Here is an 18566-nt window from a genome sequence, read left to right on the forward strand (position 1 = left end):
CGATGACGCCGCCGGCGGAGCGCGCCGCGTTGCGGCGGACACAGCGCACGCCGTCGTGGTCGATCTCCACGAGGGGGAAGCCGGTGCAGGGGTAGGCCCAGGTGCGGTGGGCGCCGACGTTGAGCGCATAGCAGTCGACCCAGCTGCTGGGTCCGGTCCTGTCGAAGATCGCGAGACCCGGTGGGAGCGCCGGTGGCTGATGCGGTAAACCTCGGACAGGCGCTGCAGGGTCGCCGGGTCCGTGACGCGGAGCTCCCCCGGGCGAGCGCAGCGAGCTATTGAACAGCGCTATTGAACAGCGCCGAAGGCGGTCCAGTCGACCATGCGGTCGTCGAAGGCGCCGCCCTCCTTCAGGATGCCGGCCACGCCGTCGCGCAGCGGGGCGCCCATCTCGCGCAGCTGGCCCGCGACCAGGGGCTGGAACATCGACGGCTGCAGCAGCCACCACCAGGCGACCAGGTGCTCGGGGCCGAACTCGGCCGGGTCGGCGAGCAGGGCGCGCCACTCGTCGCGCAGCATCGGGTACTCCTGCGGTAGGCGCTCCAGCACGCCGAACCAGTTGCCCCAGCTCACCACCATGAACAGGCGCAGGCGGTCGCGCGCCCAGCGGTGGGCGGACGGGTCGCCCGCGGCGCCGGCGTCTTGCAGGACGGTCGCCAGGTAGTCCTCGACCATGCGCGTGGCGCCGGGCACGTCGGCCTGGCCGCGGTGGCGGATGGACTCGCGCAGCGCGGTGAGCTCGGGATCGGGCACGCCGCCATTGTGTGCCGGCGCGTTCCGGCATTCCATCGGCGTTCAGATGCCGCATTCCGGGTGTTCGAAGCGTTTCGAACTGTACATTTCATCGCCCCTTGCAGCGTTTACGCAGGTCAGAACGGTTGTTCCGGGACATCGGGCGGGCCGGCATTTGAGCGGGAGCCGCGGCGCACGTGACGATCCCGCTCTGGCACGGGCCCGCCCGCCCGTGCCGGTCCCGCAACCGGAGGAACCTCGTATGAAGCTGCTCAAACGCCTGCCGCGCGGCCGCACTCTCGGGGTCGCCGGCGCCGTCGGTGCCCTCGTGGCCGGCGGCCTGATCCTCGCGCCGATGGTGAGCGCGTCGGCGTCGGCCGGCTGCCGCGTCACGTACACCACCAACCAGTGGCCCGGCGGCTTCACCGCGAACATCGGCATCACCAACCTCGGCGACCCGGTGACGTCGTGGACGCTCGGCTGGACGTTCGGCGACGCCGGGCAGAAGGTCGGCCAGGGCTGGTCGGCGACCTACACGCAGAGCGGCGCGAGCGTCACCGCCAGGAGCATGGACTACAACGGCGCGCTGGGCACCGGCGCCTCGACGAGCATCGGCTTCAACGGGACGTGGACGAGCGCCAACCCGACGCCGTCGACCTTCACGCTCAACGGGGTCACGTGCACCGGCTCGGTGTCCACGCCCTCGCCGACGACCCAGTCCCCGTCGCCGTCGAAGAGCCCGAGCGCGAGCGCCAGCCCGAGCAGGAGCCCCAGCGGCAGCCCCAGCACGAGCCCGTCCACGCCGCCGCAGGGCGGGACGCCGCTGAGCGTCAACGGGCAGCTGCACGTCTGCGGCGTCAACCTGTGCAACCAGTACAACAAGGCGATCCAGCTGCGCGGCATGAGCACGCACGGCATCCAGTGGTTCGCCTCGTGCGTCAACGGGACGTCGCTGGACGCGCTGGCCAACGACTGGAAGGCCGACCTGCTGCGCATCGCGATGTACGTGCAGGAGCAGGGCTACGAGACCAACCCGTCCGGCTTCACCGCGCAGGTGAACAACTACGTCGACCTGGCCGAGGCCCGCGGGATGTACGCCATCATCGACTTCCACACGCTGACGCCGGGCGACCCGAACTACAACCTCGACCGGGCCAAGACGTTCTTCGCCTCGGTGGCGCAGCGCAACTCGGCCAAGAAGAACGTCATCTACGAGATCGCCAACGAGCCCAACGGGGTCAGCTGGCAGGGCATCAAGAGCTACGCCGAGCAGGTCATCCCGGTGATCCGGGCCGCCGACCCGGACGCGGTGGTCATCGTGGGCACCCGCGGCTGGTCGTCGCTGGGCGTGTCCGACGGCTCGAGCGAGACCGAGATCGTGAACAGCCCGGTCAACGCCACGAACATCATGTACGCGTTCCACTTCTACGCGGCCTCGCACAAGGACAACTACCGCTCCACGGTCGCCCGGGCCGCGAAGCTGCTGCCGCTGTTCGTCACCGAGTTCGGCACGGTCAGCGCGACCGGCGGCGGGGCCACCGACCTGTCCAGCACCGGCGCCTGGCTCGACCTGCTCGACCAGAACAAGATCAGCTACGCGAACTGGACGTACTCGGACGCGAACGAGAGCAGTGCCGCGTTCAAGCCGGGCACCTGCGCCGCCGGGTCCTACACCAACTCGTCATCGCTGTCGGAGTCCGGGACGTACGTGCGCAACCGCATCCGCACCGCGGACAACTTCCCCACCTCCTGAGTCACGCGGGCTCCAGCGCCGGCCCGACCGGCCGGCGCTGGAAGAGCGGGTCCTCGGCCAGGATCATGCATTCCCAGCTCTCGTCGCGCCGCCCGGGCGCCAGGCCGGGTCCGTCGAACTGGCTGAGCAGCGCCGGACCGCCGAAGCGGCGCACGTCGCGGTGGCGGGCGACCTCGTCACCGCACCGCGTGAGCTCGTCGCCGGCGTCGAAGAGCGCGGCAGCGGTACCGCGGAAGAACACTGTGGCCCCGTGCTCCGCGGCGCTCAGGTGCTCGCCGGTCGGTGGTGCCTCGCGGGGCGGCGGCGCGGTCGGGCCGGCCGGGCGCACCCCTCGGCCGCGGCGCAGGCGGGCGCGCAGGTCCGGCCAGGCCGACGGGCGCAGCGCGGCCTCACGGCGGGCGACGACGAGGTCGGCGAGGCCCTGCGCGTCCCGCCACGCCTCCGCCGACGGGCTCGGCGGGTTGCCGCGCAGCGGCAGGTAGACGGCGCTGTGCGGGCTCACGGCGGCGAGCCGGAACAGCGCGCCCAGCCGCAGCAGGTCGGCGCGGGACGCGATGAGGGCGCCGGTGTGGTACCAGAGCAGGTGCGTCAGGTGCGCGTGGCGCAACGGGCGGGCGGGCACGAGGATGCGGCGCAGGCCGGCCCCGGCGCGCGGCGCTGCGGGGTCGCCGAGGTCGTGCACGCGGACGGGCAGGCGCACGTCACCAGGCCAGGCTGGGCAGGCCGAGGCGCCGGCAGGTGCCCGACTGCCCGGGGAACACGGCGGGGCGGTGGTCGGGCAGCTCGCACGCGTCGAGGGTGGGCACCTCGTGCTCGCGGCCGTCGGGCTCGGCGGGGCGGCGCACGTTGCGGCGCAGCACGCCGAGGCGCCACAGCGGCGTGCACTGCGCAACCGCGTCGCGGCCGAGGCCGAGCGTGGCATCGGCGCCGGGCCTGAACGGCACGGCCGTGCCGTAGAAGTGGTCGCCGCCGGCGAGGGTGGCCTTGCTGTAGCAGCGGATGCCGTCCTGCTCGGGCTCCAGCGGCGGGCGCATCCGGCCGTATGCGGCGGTCGCGCCGACCACGGTCAGCGACGTCGAGACCGCGAGCACGACGACCGCGGACCACACCGAGACACGCCGCCGACTCACGCCGATCACTGTAACGCCGCCCCGCATGGAACGGGATGGAACGCCGCTCTTCGGGAGGTCCCGGCCCGGGTACGGCGCGGAACGGCGGGCCGTGTGCTGTCTACCGCTGTGGCCGGCGCCGGCGGCCGGGGCCTCCCGGGCTCAGTGCCGGCAATCGCGCGGTCAGCTGCGCACGAGGGACTCCACCGGTACCGCGGCCAGACCGAAGGCATAGTGCAGCAGGCCGTCGGCGTAGGACGGGCCCGGGTCCGATCCCGCCAGCGCGCGCACCAGGCCGCGGCTCGGCGCGTTGGACCCGGCGACGTCGGCGTGGATGGTCGTGACGCCGGCGGCGATCATCCGCTGCACCAGGGCGCGGATCAGCGCCGAGGCCAGGCCGGTGCGCTGCCACGGGTCGGCGACCAGCACCGCCAGGTCGGCCGCCGGGCCGCCGCCCGGTATGCGGCCGTACTCCGCCCAGCCGCACAGCACCCCGCCGTCCACCGCGACCTGGGCGTCCCACTCGGGGCGCGGGCCGGCGGCGATGTGCGCGAGGTAGGAGCTGGGCAGGCGACCGCCGCTGCCGACCAGGAACCGCCGGTCGATGGTGCGCGGCGAAAGGTACTCCTGCGCGGCGACCACGAGCCCCCGGTCGCCGTCGCGCCACGGTCTGATGAGCATCGGTGCCTCCCCCCGGAGTCCGGCTGAGTCCAAACGCTAGACCCAGACGCCGGGCGGCGGCTAGCCTGAGTCTGGAATTAAGACCGTGAAGGTGACGGAACCCACACGGAGCAACCCGTCGTCGAGCGGGGTGCAGCGCACCCCGCCGTGGCCGCGCAGGGCCCGCCAGGCGCCGGGTGCGATCGTCACGTCCATCCAGGCGCACGGGTTGGCGCGGCGGTTGACCCGCAGGCGCACCGGGCCGTCGCCGGAGTCCAGGGTCAGCACGGCGCCCACCAGGTCGTCCACCGGGATGCCCTCCACCAGGACGTTGCGGCGCACCTGGGCGAGGCCGGCGCCGGGCGGCAGCCATTCCCGCGCGATCAGCGTGACGCTCGCGTCGCGGTGCGCGGGGTGGGCGAAGTAGCGGTCGCCGACGACACCGAGGCCAGCGCGCAGCTCGATCGCCTCGACGAGCTCGCCGCCGGGCGCCGGCGCGGGGCCGTCCTGCGGGCGCCCCTCGAAGCGGTGGCGGGGCGAGGCGAGCAGCTCCAGGATGTGCGAACCGTGACCCACTCCCACCATTCAACACCGGCGGGCCATCCCCTGGTCGCCGCGGCGCCATGCTGCTGCGGTACAACATCCGGACCATGCCTGCCGTCGTCCTCGCGGTCCTCGCCGCCGCCATGTTCGCCGTGTCCGCGGCGATGCAGCAGCGGGCCGCACAGCGCGCGGCCCCGGACGTCCACGACCGCGCCCTGCCGGTGCGGGTGCTGCTGCTCGTGCGCCGGCTGGTGCGCGACCGCTGGTGGCTCGCCGGCTGGGTGCTCAACGTCGCCGCGTTCGCCGCGCACGCGGTGGCGCTGCACCTGGGCTCGCTGACGGTGGTGCAGGCGCTGCTCGTCACGCAGCTGCTGTTCGCCATGTTCACGCTGCGCCGGCCGCCGGCCCGGGCGTGGCTGGGCACCGTGGCCGTCTGCGCGGGGCTGGCCCTGCTGGTCGTGGCGCGTCCGGCGGTACCGCAGACGCTCAACCGGGCCGACGTCGCCCCCGCGGTCGGGGTCGCCGCCGCGGTGATGGTCGCCTTCGTCGGGCTGGCCCACCTGCTGCCGAAACGCACCGAGGCCCGCCTGCGCGGCGCCCTCGCCGGCGTCGCCGCGGGCGTGTGCACGTGCCTGACGGCGGTCTTCGTCGTGCTCGTCGCCGACACCCTCACCCGCGACGGCGTGCCCGCCCTGGCGCACGACTGGTCGATGCTGGGGCTGATCGCCTCGACCAGCGCGAGCGGCCTGCTCACCCAGGACGCGTTCGCCGCGGGCTCGCTGCCGACGGCGCTCACCGCGATCAGCATCGCCGACCCGGTCAGCAGCGCGGTGTTCGACGCCACCGTCTTCCACGCGGGCTGGCGCGGCGCCCTGTGGTGGCCCTGGAGCGCCGCGGCCGTGGTGGTCCTGCTCGTGGCGGGCGTGGGCCTGCTGGCCGCGTCCCGGGCCGCGGCCCGCGCCGCTGCGCGGGCCGCGGAGCCCGGCGCCGCCGAGCTGGTCGCCCAGCGCGCGCCCTGACGCCACTCAGGACACGGGCTGGTGGCGTCCGGTCGCGGCCGCGAAGACGTCCAGCAGGCCGTTGACCGTCGCCGACCACGGGAACTGCTCCGCCACGGCGCGGGCGTCGGACTGGCGAAGCTCGGCCGGGACGCCCAGCAGCGACTCGACGCCGTCGGCCAGGCCCTGCGGGGTGCCGTCGGTGACGCGCCCGGACTCGGGGCGCAGCAGCAGCTCGCCGGCCGCGCCCTTGGCCGGCACCACGACCGGCACGCCGCACGCCATGGACTCGAGCGTGGCCAGGCCGAAGGTCTCGGCCGGCGACGGCGACAGCGACACGTCGGCGCCGGCGACCAGGTCGGCGAGGCGCTGCCGGTCGGCGACGTGGCCGAGGAAGCGCACCGGCAGGCCCTCCGCGTCGCGCTGCAGGCGGCGCAGCATCGGGCCGGTGCCGATGACGTCGAGGGTGGCCGGGATGCCGCGGCGGCGCAGCTCGCGCAGGGCCTCGACGGACAGGTCGGGGTGCTTCTCGGCGGACAGGCGGGTCACGGTCACGAGGCGGATCTGCTCGCCGCCGGTGCGCGGCGCCGGGCGGAAGGTGACCAGGTCGACGCCGAGCGGCACGCGGTGGGTCTTGACCGGTTCGAAGGCGGCGAACTCGGCGGCGGAGAAGGCGGAGGTGAGCACGATGTGGTCGACGAGGCGGTGCAGGCGGCGGTTGGCGGCGGTGGCGGCGGCGTCCAGCGGGAACCAGCGCGGCACGCGGGTGCGCAGGATCGCGTTGATGCGCTCGTGCGACACCAGCACCAGCGGCACGCCATTGCGCCGCGCCCACGGCGACAGCCATCCGATGCTCAGCTTGTCGTTGGCCTCGATCACGTCCGGCTCGACCAGGTCGAGCAGCCGGCACACCCGGGTGCGGGCGGTGAGCACCCGGTAGCCCCCCGAGCCGGGTATCAGGGGGCTGCGCACGGTGAGGTGGCGCCCGTCGGGCAGCGTGATGTCGCGGTCCTCGGTGCCGGGCACCAGGGTCACGCGCTCGTGGCCGGCGGCGATGTACCCGCGGCCGGTCTGCTCCACGCAGGTGCGCAGCCCGCCCGACACCGGCGTGTAGAAGTTGGCGAGCTGGACGATCTTCACGATGCCGCCGCGTCGACGACGGCGCCGTAGGTTGTGGCGCGCGCGCCGGCCCGCAGCGCGCCCTCGATGGCCCGCAGGGTGTCGTCGCGCAGGGCCGGGCGGTGCAGGTCGTCGGGGTGCAGCGCGACGCGGACGAGGCCGCGGCGGCGCCGGGCCGCCCACGACGCGCCGGCGCGCAGGATCGCCGAGCCGAGCCGCTCGCCGGTGCCGCCCGGGCGGTGCGACAGGGCGAAGCCGCGGCGGGACCGGCCGGAGCGCAGGTCCTTCACGCCGAGATGATCCGTGGTGTACCGGAACCCGGCGCCCGCCAGCGCGCGTTGCGCGGCCGGGGAGGCGAGCCAGCCCGGCGGCGTGAAGCCGGTGGTGGACAGCCCGAGCCGGTCGAGCACGGCCTTGGCGTCGTCGAGGCGGCGGGCCGCCTGTTCCTCGTCGAGCGCCGCGAACTCGGCGGCGCCGCGGGCAACGGCCCGGCCGACCGCGCGGCGCACCGCGGTGCCCTCCGGGCCGGCCTGGTGGCACCAGCCGTGCAGCACCAGCTCGTCGCCGTGCGCGGCGCGCTCGCGCAGCACCTGCGCGTAGTCGCCGTGCTCCGTCAGCGACATCCCGCGCCACGGTCCCGGGATCACCAACAGCGACACCGGGATGCCCAGCGCGTCGGCATCGGCGCACCAGCGCGCCGTCTCGTCGGCGGTCGCCGGCGCCACGTCGTGGACGCTCACGACCATCAACGGTGCTCGTGTCTCGCCGGAGCCCTCCGAAGACGGATCCACACCCATCACCAACGCCCATCACACCAGGTCAAGGCGGCTAGCAGCTGCCGAGTCGGGGTACCTGTCGCCGGACGGTAGCACGTGGCACACAACGGCCTGGGGCCTCGGGCGCCCGGCGCGGCGAATGCGGCGCAGGTCACGATCGCATCGACGAACGTGCGCTGACAGGGACATGAACCGCACATGTACGGACGGCGTGAACCCGGCAATTCAGCCAGTTTTGTCAACTCTTGACAGTTATAGCGCGTGACAGCGACCCTTGTCGATACTCGCCGCCATCCGCCATGTGGGGGTATCCGATGGGCCGACTCCGCCCGTTCACCGCTCTGCTCGCTCTCCTCGCCGCCGTCCTCCTGCCCGTGCTACTGCCCGCGCTCGACCGGCCCGCCGGCGCCGCCGTCGCCACCCGGCCGATCCGCATCATGCCGCTGGGCGACTCGATCACCTACGGCGTCGGCAGCCCGACCGGCTCCAGCTACCGCGCCGCCCTGTGGAACCGCCTCGCCGTCCAGGCCGGGTACGCGATCGACTTCGTCGGCTCGCAACGCTCCGGCGCCCTGCCCGACACCGACAACGAGGGCCACTCCGGGTGGCGCATCGACGAGATCGCCGCCAACGTCGACGGCTGGCTGGCCACGTACCAGCCGGACGTGGTGCTGCTGCACATCGGCACCAACGACATGAACCAGAACTACGACGTGGGCAACGCGCCGGCGCGCCTCGCCGCGCTCGTGGACCGCATCCTCGCCGACCGGCCCGCCGCCACGGTCCTGGTCGCGAAGATCGTGCCCGCGCTCGACCCGGCGATCCAGGCGCGCATCAACGCCTTCAACGCCGCCGTCCCGCCGGCGCTGGCCGGCAAGGCCCGCACCCGGCTGGTCGACCTGTCCGGCCTCGCGAGCTCCGACCTCAATGACACCCTGCACCCCAACGACGCCGGCTACGCGAAGATGGCCGTTCGCTGGTACGCCGGCCTCGAACCGGTCCTCGGCGACGGCCGCGACTGGCCGCTGTTCGGCACCTCGTTCGAGACCGGCGACCCCGCACCGACGTGGCTGGACAGCGCGGGTGCCTCGGTCGGCGTCGGCGGGTACTGCTGCGGCCTGACCGCGGCGGAGTCCTCGCCGCGCACCGAGCTCGCGCACAGCGGGACGAGCGCGCTGATGTACTCCGGCGCCGACAACTCCGCGACGCAGTCGTACTCCTACCAGCGCATCCATGCCGTCGACGTGCCGCTCGGCTCCTCCAGCGTGCTGTCGTACTGGATCTTCCCGCAGCAGGCGACCGGCACCTTCGCCGGCGTGGACCTGCAGTTCACCGACGGCTCGGCGCTGCGCGACTCCGGCGCGGTGGACCAGTTCGGGGTGCGGGCGCATCCGCAGTACCAGGGCGAGGGCGGCCATCTGGTCGTGAACCAGTGGAACCTCGTGCGGGTGAGCCTGGCCGGCCTGGCCGGACGAACGGTGTCGCGCATCGACGTCGGCTTCGACCGGCCCACCGGCACCGGCGCCTTCCGCGGCTACGTCGACGATCTCGCCATCACCGACGAGGGCGGCGCCTACGCGGGCGTCAATCTCGCCCGGGGAGCCGCCGTCACCGGCTCCGCGCCGTGCGTCGCGGCCGAGTCCCCGGCCAAGGCCGCCGACGGGATCGTCACCGGCAACAGCAAGTGGTGCAGCGGCACCGCCGGGGCGAGCCTGCAGCTGGACCTGGGCGCGGCGCGCACCGTGCGGCGGTTCGTGGTCCGGCACGCGGCGGCGGGCGGCGAGGCGATCGGGTACAACACCCGGGCCTTCACCATCGGGCTCAGCACGGACGGCGCGGCCTGGACCAATGCGGTCGCCGTCACGACCAACGCCGACGGCGTGACCACGCACCGCATCACGGCGGCGACCGCGCGCTACGTGCGGCTCACCGTCACCACGCCGACCCAGAACGTCGACGGCGCCACGCGCATTTACGAGCTGGAGGTCGACGGCTGAGCTCGCTTCGGGAGCCCGGGGCCCGGCCCCGGGCTTCTAGGATGGCCAGGTCACCTAGTCACCTGGAGAGCGCTCGATGTCCACCGAGTTCACACCGGTCCGGCGCTCCACGGCCGCCGGCGAGGCGATGCGCAGCATCCAGGAGATGATCGTCGACGGCCGGCTCGCCCCCGGGCAGCGCCTGCCGGCCGAGCGGGAGCTCAGCGAGCTGCTCGGGATCAGCCGGCCGACGCTGCGGGAGACCATCCGCTCGCTGGTGAGCCTGAACATCCTGGAGAGCCGGCACGGTTCGGGCACCTATGTCGCGGCCCTGTCCACCAGCGCGTTGCTCGAGCCGTTGCAGTTCGTGATGGCGCTCAACGAGCGGACCGTGGCGGAGCTGTTCGAGGCGCGGCTGGTCATCGAGCCGGCCCTGGCGGCCCTGGCCGCGGCGCGGGCCGGCGCGGCCGACGTCGCGGCGATGCGTGCGGCGCTGGCCTCGCCGGATCGTGTCGCGGCGGACGTGACGCTGCACCGGCTCATCGCTGAGGCCGCCGGCAACCCGCTGCTGGCCACGATGCTGCAGACCCTGTCGACGCTCGGGCGGGCGAGCCGCGCCCTGACGTCCTCGCGCCCTGGGGTGTTGCGCCGCACGGCGGCGGAGCACCAGGCGATCGTGGACGCCATCGACCGCCGCGACGCCGCGGCCGCCCGGGAGGCCATGACGGCGCACCTGACGCGGATCGCGGCCGCGGCCCAGGCCTAGCCGGCTCCGCTCGATTGGCTTGACCACTTGGCCTCTCGGTTACTACGTTGGCCGGCATGAGATTCGCGCGCCTCGGCCCGGCCGGCTCGGAGCGACCCGTCGCGGTCGCCGAGGACGGCACCTACCTCGACCTGTCCGGCATCACCGACGACATCGACGGGACGTTCCTCGCCTCCGGCGGCCCGGCCCGCGCCTGGGCGGCGCTGGACTCCCTCCCCCGCCTGGACGTCCCGGCCGGCATGCGCGTCGGCCCGCCGGTCGCCCGCATCGGCAAGGTCGTGTGCATCGGCCTCAACTACGCCCGCCACGCCGCGGAGACCGGCGCGCAACCCCCCGCCGAGCCCGTCGTCTTCATGAAGGCCGCGGACACGGTCGTCGGCCCCGACGACGACGTGCTCATCCCGCGGGCCAGCACCAAGACCGACTACGAGGTCGAGCTGGCGGTCGTGATCGGCACCGCCGCGCGCTACCTCGACTCCCCCGACGACGCCGCGGCACACATCGCCGGCTACGCCATCAGCAACGACGTCTCGGAGCGCGAGTTCCAGCTGGAGCGCAGCGGCCAGTGGGACAAGGGCAAGAACTGCGAGACCTTCAACCCGCTGGGCCCGTGGCTCGTCACCCCGGAGGGCCTGGACGTCCCGTCGCTGCGCCTGCGCTCCTGGGTCAACGGCGAGCCCCGCCAGAACGAGACCGCCGCCGACATGATCTTCGGCGTGCCCCACCTGATCTGGTACCTGAGCCAGTTCATGGTCCTGCACCCCGGCGACGTCGTAAACACCGGCACCCCCGCCGGCGTGGCCATGGGCCTGCCGAACCAGCCGTACCTGCGCACCGGCGACGTCGTCGAGCTGGAGATCGACTCCCTGGGCCGCCAGCGCCAGCGCTTCGTCTGAGTCCTCCGGCGAGGAGAGCCGCCCACGAACCGGGTCGTCAGCGCGGCCGCACGCGACCCCGCGGGAACTGCGTCGGGCCGAGGAACGTCTCGGCCCGACGGGTGCTCTGCATCGCGGTCACGTTTGCCGCATCGGTCTCCCCGGGGTCGAAACGTGAGGCGGTGCCGGCTCGGGCCCGGTCTCACGTGCCATGCGCCTCGGAAAGCCGATCGCCGCCGTGAGCGCGCCCAGCGCCGCGATGGCGAAGATCACCCAGAACGCGGCGTGGAAGGCGTTCGCCCCGGACCGTGAGACGAGCACGGTCGACACGGCCGCGACGCCTACCACACCGCCGATCTCGCGTGTGGTCTCGACGAGGCCGGATGCCAAGCCACTCATCGCGGGCGTGACTCCGGACAGCGCACCGAGCTGGGCGGCCGGGGCCGCAATGCCCCCGGCCACGCCGGCCACGAGCAGCGCCGGCAGCAGATCGGTGGCGAAGTCCGCTCCGGCCTGCACCCGCGTCAGCAGCAGCACCGAGATCGCGAGGAGCGACTGGCCCGCGACGAGCAAGCGCCGCACGCCCACCAGCGCGACGAGCTTCCCGCCCGTGATCGCGGCCGCCACGAACGACGCCGCCGTGGTGGCCAGCCACGCAAAGCCCGTGCGCGTCGGCGAGTAGCCGAGCACCTGCTGCATCAGCAGCGAGCCGAGGAAGATCAGGGCGAAGAACGCGCCGAACGTGAAGAACGACGACAGGTTCGCCGCCGCCAGGGTGCGGTTGCCCACCGCCGAGCCGGGCACCAGCGGTGCCCGGGACCGCCGCTCGATCAGCACGAACGCGGACAGCAGCACGACGGCGGCGGCGAACAGCCCGAGCGTCGCCGCGGTGCCCCAGCCGATGTCAGCACCGCGGCTGAGGGCGTAGACGAGCAGCAGGAGACCTCCGGTCACGGTGACCGCGCCGGCGACGTCGAAGCGTTCGCGCCCGCGATGGTCGCCGGCGTCGGCGGGCAGGAAGACGGCCGCCATCGCGGTGAGCACGACGCCGATCGGCACGTTGATGAGGAAGACCCACCGCCAGCCCGCGCCATCGGTCAGCAGACCGCTGGCAATCACCCCGACCGACGCCGACACCCCGGTGACCGCGCCGTAGAGCCCGACCGCACGATTGCGCTCGCCGCCCTCCGGGAACGTCACGGCGAGGGTCGACAGGGCGGCCGGCGGGATCAGCGCAGCACCGAAGCCCTGCAGGACCCGAGCGCCGATCAGCAGCCCCGCGGAACCCGCCACGCCCGCGACCAGCGAGGCGAACGTGAACAGTGTCAGCCCCGCCAGCAGGACGCGCCGGCGCCCCAGAAGGTCGGCCATCCGGCCGCCGAGCAGGAGAAAACCGCCGAGCATGAGGCCGTACGCGATGATGATCCACTGCAGGGTGGGCAGGCCGAGGCCGAGATCGTGCTGGATCGAGGGCAGGGCGACGTTCACGATCGCGACGTCGAGCACGACCATGAACTGCGCCGCACACGCGATCGCCAGGATCGAACCCTTGTTCATGCCGGCCGCCGCGCCGCGAACCGGAAGCAGTTTGTGGTGACGATGATCTTCTTCCCCATCTCAGGCGTCTCCCTTGCCGTGTTGTCCATGACCGGTGGTAGAGACACCGCGGCTTCGGCGAAGGGGCGGCCGGCGACCGCCCCCTTTCGCCGCCGGCCGGTGTCACACACCGATGCCCGGGAATGCACGCTCGGCACGGGAGACGCTGCGGGTTGTCACCGGCGCGGCGGCAATGAGGACGGCCGTATCAGTTTGGCTGAATGGGGGGTTACGCGCCGGTAATCGGGAAGATTGGGACTTTGTGCCGCGTGCACGGTCGTTGATGATTGACGGCGTGTCGCAGGTCGCGCCGGGAGAGCCGCCCGAGATCGTCGGGCCGTTGGCGCGGCCGGTCGCGGTCGTCGATGCCGGCATGCGCTGCACTGAGCTGGATCTGTTGTTCCGCGGGGATCCCGGGCTGCCGTGCGTCGCCGTCGTGTACCTCGACGGCGGGCTCGGGCTGATCAGCCGGGACCGGTTCGGGCAGCTGATGTCGGGGCCCTTCGGCTACGGGCGGGCGCTGTGGGAGAAGACGCCGGTGGGGCGCACCGCCGATCCGGCGCCGACGATCGTCGACCAAGGGGCGCTCATCGTCGACGTGTGCGAGCTCGTCGGGCGGCGGGATCGCGTCCGGCGCTACGACGACGTGCTCGTGCGGCGCGAAGAAGGGCGGCTGGCACGGGTTTCGGCCGCGCGGCTGTACGAGGCGCTGGCCGATCTCATGGCGCAGCAGGCCGTCCGGGACCCGCTCAGCGGGCTCGCCAACCGGACGCGGTTCCTCAACCGGCTCACCGTCGCGTGCCGGGAGGAGGGGCCCAGCATCGCCGTCGTGTTCGTCGACCTCGACCGGATGAAGCAGGTCAACGACTCGCTCGGGCACAACGTGGGCGATCGGCTCATCGCGTCCGCGGCGGGCAGGCTCGCGGCCGTCGCCGGGGAAGGGGACGTCGTGGCGCGGCTCGGCGGGGACGAGTTCGCGGTGCTGACGCGGGTCGCCGGCGGGTCGCGGTCGGACCTGTCGGCGGTGGCGCTGGGCGAGCGGTTCCGGCAGGCGATCGCGACGCCCGACCCCGAGCTGCCGGCCGAGGCGCACCGCGTCGCCAGCGTCGGGGTGGCCGTGGGTGCGCCCGGCGTCGACGCGGACACGCTGCTGCGCGAGGCGGATCTGGCGATGTACCGGGCGAAGGAGGCCGGCGGGGGCGCGGTGCGCGTCGCGCTCGACGTCGGTGCGGGGGCCGAGCGGCGGGCGGGGGCCGGTGACGGGGTCCGCGACGCCATCGAGCGCGGCGAGCTTCGGCTGTTCTACCAGCCGATCTTCGGGGTCAACGACGGGCGGGTCTGGTTCGTCGAGGCGCTGGTGCGCTGGCAGCATCCGCGGCACGGGCTGCTCACGCCGGGGCAGTTCCTGGCCGACGCGCGGCGGGCGCAGCATCTGCCGGAGCTGGACCGGTGGGTGCTCGAGCGGGCGTGCGCGGACCTCGCGGCCTGGGACGCGGCGCTGGACGAGCGGGCGCCACGGTGCGTCAACGTGAACCTCACCGTCGAGACGCTGCGCGGGGCCGGCCTCGCGCAGTGGGTGCTGGCGGCGCTGCGCAGGACCGGCCTTGCGCCGGACCGGCTGCGGGTGGAACTGCCCGAGTCGGCCGACCTGGCGCAGCTGCAGGCCGCCGTCGAACAGCTGCGCGAGCTGCGGGAGAACGGCGTCGGGATCGTGCTGGACGACATGGGGGCCGGGTCGGCGACGCTGCGGCACCTGTCGGTCCTGCCCGTCACCGGGGTGAAGATCGACCGCTCGTTCGTGGCCGGGATGCTGGACAACCGCAACGACGACGCCGTGGTCAAGCTGCTCGGTGACCTCGGGCGCAGCGTCGGCGTCGACGTGACGGCCGAGGGGATCGAGGCGGACGACCAGCTGGAGCGGCTGCGGCAGCTGCGGGTGCCGTACGCGCAGGGGTACCACCTCGGCATGCCGGCGCCGGCCGATCACCTCACGGCGTTGCTGCGCACGGGGCGGCCGCGGGGCGTGGCCAGGGTGCCGATGGGGCGGCTGGACCGGCCCGTCGAAGTGGGCCGGCACCGGCTGTAGCCGGGCGAGGCTACCGGAAGACGCCGTCGAGGAGCAGGGCGATCGAGCGCTCGGCGGTGGCCGGCGCGGGCTGGGAGTCCACGGCGCCGGAGAGCATCGCGAAGAGCAGCGCCAGGTCCTCGGGGGCGAGGTCGGCGCGCACGTCGCCGGCGGCCTGGGCGCGGCGCAGCGGTGGCGTCAGCGTCGACACGACGCGGTGGGTGTAGCGGCGTCGGGTCTCGCGGTCCAGGCCGCCGATGAGCGTGACGAGCGGGCGCATCGCCAGGTGCGTGCGCAGCACCTCGGTGAGGAGCGTGCGGAACGCGGCCGGGTGGTCGGCGTTCGCGGCGATGTAGGCCTCGAGGCGCTGCAGCTGGTCGGCGACCACGGCGGCGGCGAGGGCGTGCCGGTCGCGGAAGTGGCGGTACAGCGTGGCCTGGCCGACGCCCGCGCGCCGGGCGATCTCCGGCATCAGCACCTCGGTGCGGTGGCTCATCATCAGCTCGCTGGCCGCCTGCAGGATCGCCGTGCGGTTGCGCTGCGCGTCGCGGCGTCGCGGGGTCGGGGCTCCGTACAGCACGGCGACCTCCTCAAGCGACAGATGTTACCGGCCGGTAATGATAATGTCACGAACTTCTCTTTCTCGGTACGGGCTCCTACGCTGCCGCCACTTGACAGCGCCCCACCCCGCCAGGAGGAGTGCGTATGCCCCGACCACGCGCAACCTTGATCGCCCTGCTCGCCCTGACCCTCACCGCCGCTGCCGGCGGCGCCGCGCCCGCGGCCGCCGCATCGCCGGCCGCCGCCGTCGCGCAACAGGCCGCGCTCGCCACCACGGGAGTGCGGTTCGCGGACATCCCGGGCGCCGGGGTGACCCTGAAGGCCAACGTCGTCGCGCCGGCCGCGGCCGGCACGTACCCGGCGATCGTGTTCCCGGCCAGCTGGGGGCTCAACGACCTCGAGTACATCGCCCAGGCCGGCACCATCGCCTCGCGCGGGTACGTCGTGGTGTCGTACACGCCGCGCGGGTGGTGGTCCTCCGGCGGCGAGATCGACACCGCCGGGCCCAAGGACATGGCCGACCTGTCGAAGGTCATCGACTGGACGATCGCGAACACCGCCACCGACCCGGCCCGCATCGGCGCCGCCGGCGTCTCCTACGGCGCCGGGATCAGCCTGCTCGGCTCGGCGTTCGACCCGCGCATCCGCGCCGTGGTGATGATGAGCGGCTGGAGCGACCTGGTGTACTCGCTCTACGGCGACAACACCCGCCACCAGCAGTCCGCCGGGCTGCTGAGCCTCGCGGCGAGCCTGCTGGGCAACCCCGGCACCGACCTGTCCGGCAAGCTCGCCGACTTCAACGCCAACCGCAACGTCGACGAGGTCAAGGCGTGGGCGCGGGTGCGCTCGGCGGCGACGTACCTCGACGCGATCAACGCCAACCGGCCCGCGGTGCTCATCGCCAACGCGTGGGGCGACTCGTTCTTCCCGCCCAACCAGCTCGTCGACCTCTTCGGGCGGCTCAGCACCCCGAAGCGGCTGGAGCTGCGCCCCGGCGACCACGCGATCGCGGAGTTCACCGGCATCCTGGGCCTGCCCAACGACGCCTGGACGAGTCTGTACCGCTGGTTCGACCAGTACCTCGCCGGCGTCGACACCGGCATCGGCGCCGAACCGCCCGTGCTCGTGAAGTCGCTCAACGCCGGGACCGAGCAGTACGGGTCGTGGGCGGCGCTGAACACGTCCACGAAGCGCTACGGCCTCGGCTCGATCCGCTGGCTCGACGGGACCGGCCTGCTCGGCGGCGCGCCCAGCACCGGCTGGAGCAAGACCATCCCGACCGAGCTCGACACGACCGCCGACGGCGGCGTGGTGCTGCTGACCAACGGCGTGTCGGCGTTCACCGGCCAGCAGCCGCAGATCTGGCTGCCGACCGTCGATCGCCTGCGCGCCGGGGTGTGGGCGTCGGAGCGGCCCGGCTCGGCGCTGCGCATCCGCGGCATCCCGCAGGTGCACCTGAACCTGACGGGCACGGCGGCCACGGGCACCGTGGTCGCGTACCTCTACGACCTCGACGCGCTGGGCACCGCCAAGCTCATCACGCACGCCCCGGTGACGTGGCTGGGCACGTCGGGCGGCAGCCGCAACGTGGACGTCGCGCTGTCGGCGACGGCGTACGACGTACCGGCGGGGCATTCCCTGACCCTCGTCGTGGACACCGTCGACCCGTTGTACTACGACGCCAACTCCCCCGGCGGGTCGGTGACCATCGCCGGCGGGTCCTATGTGGACGTACCGACGCGATAACTGCGAATGGAGGGGCGGGCGCCGGTCGGGCGCCCGCCCCGATCCCCATCCCGAAGAAAGCTCTAGCGGCGGGGTTTCTGCGCGACGCGCGGCTGGACCAGCGGGGGGCCGGCCGCGGCCAGGTCGCCCTGGACCGTGCGCAGTGACTTCTTCGGCTGGTAGTTCGCGTCCCACAGGCAGCCCGAGCCCTCGGGCGGGTTCTTGAACCAGTTGGGGATCCACGAGTACTTGTCGGTGAAGCCCCACACCGTGAACGACAGGCAGTGCCGGTTGAGCAGGCAGGCCTGCAGCAGGACGTGGTAGTTGTACGCCGAGGCCTGGTCGCGCGCGTTGAGGTCCTGGCCGGCGGCGTCGACCGTCGGGTCGGACGCGTTCTTGGTGAGGCTGCGCGCGTCGACCTCGGTCAGCGCGGCGGCGACGCCGAGGTCGGTGAAGCGGTCCAGCGCGTCGGCGACGGCGAAGACGTCGTAGTTGCCGTACTGCGTGCTCAGGTGGCCCTGGCTGCCGACGCCGTCGATCGGCACGCCCTGCGCGCGCAGGCGCTTGACCATGTCGTACACGAACTGCGTCTTGTCGCCGGGGCCGCCGTCGCCGAAGGCCTCGATGTTGTAGTCGTTGTAGAACAGCAGCGCGTTCTTGTCGGCGGCACGGGCCCAGCGGAACGCGTCGGCGATGTAGTCGGGGCCCAGCAGGTCGGCGAACTTCTGCTTGAGCGAGCCGGTGTTGCCGCCGAGGTGGATCGACGACGGGGTCTCCCACGGGTCGGAGACGGCCTCGTTGACCACGTCCCACTGCCAGATCTTGCCGCGGAAGTGGGTCACGACGTCGGTGATGTGCTTGTGCAGCAGCTCGCGAAGCTGCGGCCCGTCGATCGAGCCGTCCTGGATGCCGGCGTTGAGCCAGCCCGGCAGCTGGCTGTACCACGTCAGCACGTGGCCGCGCACCAGCTGGTGGTTGCGCGCGGCGGCGGCGACCAGGGCGTCGGCGGCGGCCCAGTCGTAGGTGCCGCGGGTGGGCTCCAGGCTCTCCCACTTCATCGCGTTCTCGGCGGTGACGGTGGAGAACTGGCTGTCCACCATCGACTTGTACTGCGGGTCGGACGCGTCGGCGTAGGCGTTCGCGTCGACCGCGGTGCCGACGTAGAGGCCGTTGCGGGCGGCGAGCCCACGCAGGCTCTGGTCCTTGGGCGACGGCGCGTGCGGCCCGTTGGCGGAGGCCGACACGGCGCCGAGCGTCGCCGCGACCACGGCCGCCAAAATGCCGGCCGTGGCCATTCTGCGTAATGTCATGA

The 18566-nt window shown here is 73.4% G+C and carries 17 protein-coding genes; 7 read left to right on the top strand and 10 right to left on the bottom strand.

The window, feature by feature from the left end; genetic code table 11:
• Window positions 1-288: 288 nt before the first annotated feature.
• Window positions 289-753, bottom strand: a complete 465-nt coding sequence (locus tag ABD901_RS39120; protein ID WP_345135205.1) for a hypothetical protein — start codon at window positions 751-753, stop codon at window positions 289-291.
• Window positions 754-994: 241 nt separating this feature from the next.
• Here ABD901_RS39120 and ABD901_RS39125 point away from each other — a divergent pair, with 241 nt between their 5' ends.
• On the top strand, window positions 995-2485 hold the full coding sequence (locus ABD901_RS39125; RefSeq protein ID WP_345135207.1) for a cellulase family glycosylhydrolase: 1491 nt from the start codon (window positions 995-997) through the stop codon (window positions 2483-2485).
• A gap of 1 nt (window position 2486) precedes the next feature.
• On the opposite strand, the gene ABD901_RS39130 is transcribed toward ABD901_RS39125, so the two are convergent.
• From ABD901_RS39130 to ABD901_RS39145, 4 genes are all read right to left on the bottom strand, one after another.
• Window positions 2487-3185, bottom strand: coding sequence for a hypothetical protein (locus ABD901_RS39130; protein WP_345135209.1), 699 nt, complete (start codon window positions 3183-3185; stop codon window positions 2487-2489).
• Between the two features lies 1 nt (window position 3186).
• Complete coding sequence (locus tag ABD901_RS39135) at window positions 3187-3615, bottom strand: hypothetical protein (RefSeq protein ID WP_345135211.1); 429 nt, start codon at window positions 3613-3615, stop codon at window positions 3187-3189.
• A gap of 162 nt (window positions 3616-3777) precedes the next feature.
• The gene (locus ABD901_RS39140; protein ID WP_345135213.1) at window positions 3778-4275 is read right to left on the bottom strand and encodes a GNAT family N-acetyltransferase; all 498 of its coding nucleotides are present in this window, start codon (window positions 4273-4275) and stop codon (window positions 3778-3780) included.
• Window positions 4276-4335: 60 nt separating this feature from the next.
• Window positions 4336-4830: a molybdenum cofactor biosysynthesis protein gene (locus tag ABD901_RS39145; protein WP_345135215.1), complete on the bottom strand. Its 495-nt coding sequence runs from the start codon at window positions 4828-4830 to the stop codon at window positions 4336-4338.
• 74 nt (window positions 4831-4904) lie between these two features.
• Here ABD901_RS39145 and ABD901_RS39150 point away from each other — a divergent pair, with 74 nt between their 5' ends.
• A complete protein-coding gene (locus ABD901_RS39150) occupies window positions 4905-5816 on the top strand; it encodes a DMT family transporter (RefSeq protein ID WP_345135218.1) in 912 nt (303 codons plus the stop codon).
• Window positions 5817-5822: 6 nt separating this feature from the next.
• On the opposite strand, the gene ABD901_RS39155 is transcribed toward ABD901_RS39150, so the two are convergent.
• Together ABD901_RS39155 and ABD901_RS39160 are read right to left on the bottom strand one after the other, a co-directional pair.
• Window positions 5823-6935 carry a glycosyltransferase gene (locus ABD901_RS39155; RefSeq protein WP_345135220.1) on the bottom strand — a complete coding sequence of 371 codons (1113 nt, stop codon included), beginning with the start codon at window positions 6933-6935 and terminating at the stop codon, window positions 5823-5825.
• The gene (locus ABD901_RS39160; protein ID WP_345135222.1) at window positions 6932-7654 is read right to left on the bottom strand and encodes a DUF2334 domain-containing protein; all 723 of its coding nucleotides are present in this window, start codon (window positions 7652-7654) and stop codon (window positions 6932-6934) included. Before ABD901_RS39160 ends, ABD901_RS39155 begins: the two co-directional genes overlap by 4 nt.
• 350 nt (window positions 7655-8004) lie before the next feature.
• On the opposite strand from ABD901_RS39160, the gene ABD901_RS39165 reads away from it, so the two are divergent.
• From ABD901_RS39165 to ABD901_RS39175, 3 genes are all read left to right on the top strand, one after another.
• Window positions 8005-9687 (top strand): GDSL-type esterase/lipase family protein, encoded by a 1683-nt coding sequence (locus ABD901_RS39165; RefSeq protein WP_345135224.1) that lies wholly within the window; start codon window positions 8005-8007, stop codon window positions 9685-9687.
• Between the two features lie 76 nt (window positions 9688-9763).
• Window positions 9764-10432, top strand: a complete 669-nt coding sequence (locus tag ABD901_RS39170) for a FadR/GntR family transcriptional regulator (protein ID WP_345135226.1) — start codon at window positions 9764-9766, stop codon at window positions 10430-10432.
• Between the two features lie 56 nt (window positions 10433-10488).
• A complete protein-coding gene (locus ABD901_RS39175; RefSeq protein WP_345135228.1) occupies window positions 10489-11328 on the top strand; it encodes a fumarylacetoacetate hydrolase family protein in 840 nt (279 codons plus the stop codon).
• A 117-nt stretch (window positions 11329-11445) separates the two neighbouring features.
• Here the strand turns inward: ABD901_RS39175 and ABD901_RS39180 are convergent, their stop codons facing one another.
• Window positions 11446-12864 (bottom strand): MFS transporter, encoded by a 1419-nt coding sequence (locus ABD901_RS39180; protein WP_345135230.1) that lies wholly within the window; start codon window positions 12862-12864, stop codon window positions 11446-11448.
• A gap of 334 nt (window positions 12865-13198) precedes the next feature.
• Between ABD901_RS39180 and ABD901_RS39185 the strand changes: the two genes are divergently transcribed.
• Entirely contained in the window at window positions 13199-14989 is a 1791-nt protein-coding gene (locus tag ABD901_RS39185; RefSeq protein ID WP_345135232.1) for an EAL domain-containing protein, read from the top strand.
• A gap of 10 nt (window positions 14990-14999) precedes the next feature.
• Here ABD901_RS39185 and ABD901_RS39190 read toward each other — a convergent pair whose 3' ends face one another.
• Window positions 15000-15548 (bottom strand): TetR family transcriptional regulator, encoded by a 549-nt coding sequence (locus ABD901_RS39190; RefSeq protein ID WP_345135234.1) that lies wholly within the window; start codon window positions 15546-15548, stop codon window positions 15000-15002.
• 125 nt (window positions 15549-15673) lie between these two features.
• On the opposite strand from ABD901_RS39190, the gene ABD901_RS39195 reads away from it, so the two are divergent.
• Entirely contained in the window at window positions 15674-17275 is a 1602-nt protein-coding gene (locus ABD901_RS39195) for a CocE/NonD family hydrolase (RefSeq protein WP_345135236.1), read from the top strand.
• A 62-nt stretch (window positions 17276-17337) separates the two neighbouring features.
• On the opposite strand, the gene ABD901_RS39200 is transcribed toward ABD901_RS39195, so the two are convergent.
• On the bottom strand, window positions 17338-18564 hold the full coding sequence (locus ABD901_RS39200) for an endo-1,4-beta-xylanase (RefSeq protein WP_345135238.1): 1227 nt from the start codon (window positions 18562-18564) through the stop codon (window positions 17338-17340).
• Window positions 18565-18566: the final 2 nt, after the last annotated feature.

Source organism: Dactylosporangium darangshiense (genome assembly GCF_039537565.1).
In the GTDB taxonomy this organism is placed as follows: Bacteria; Actinomycetota; Actinomycetes; order Mycobacteriales; family Micromonosporaceae; genus Dactylosporangium; species Dactylosporangium darangshiense.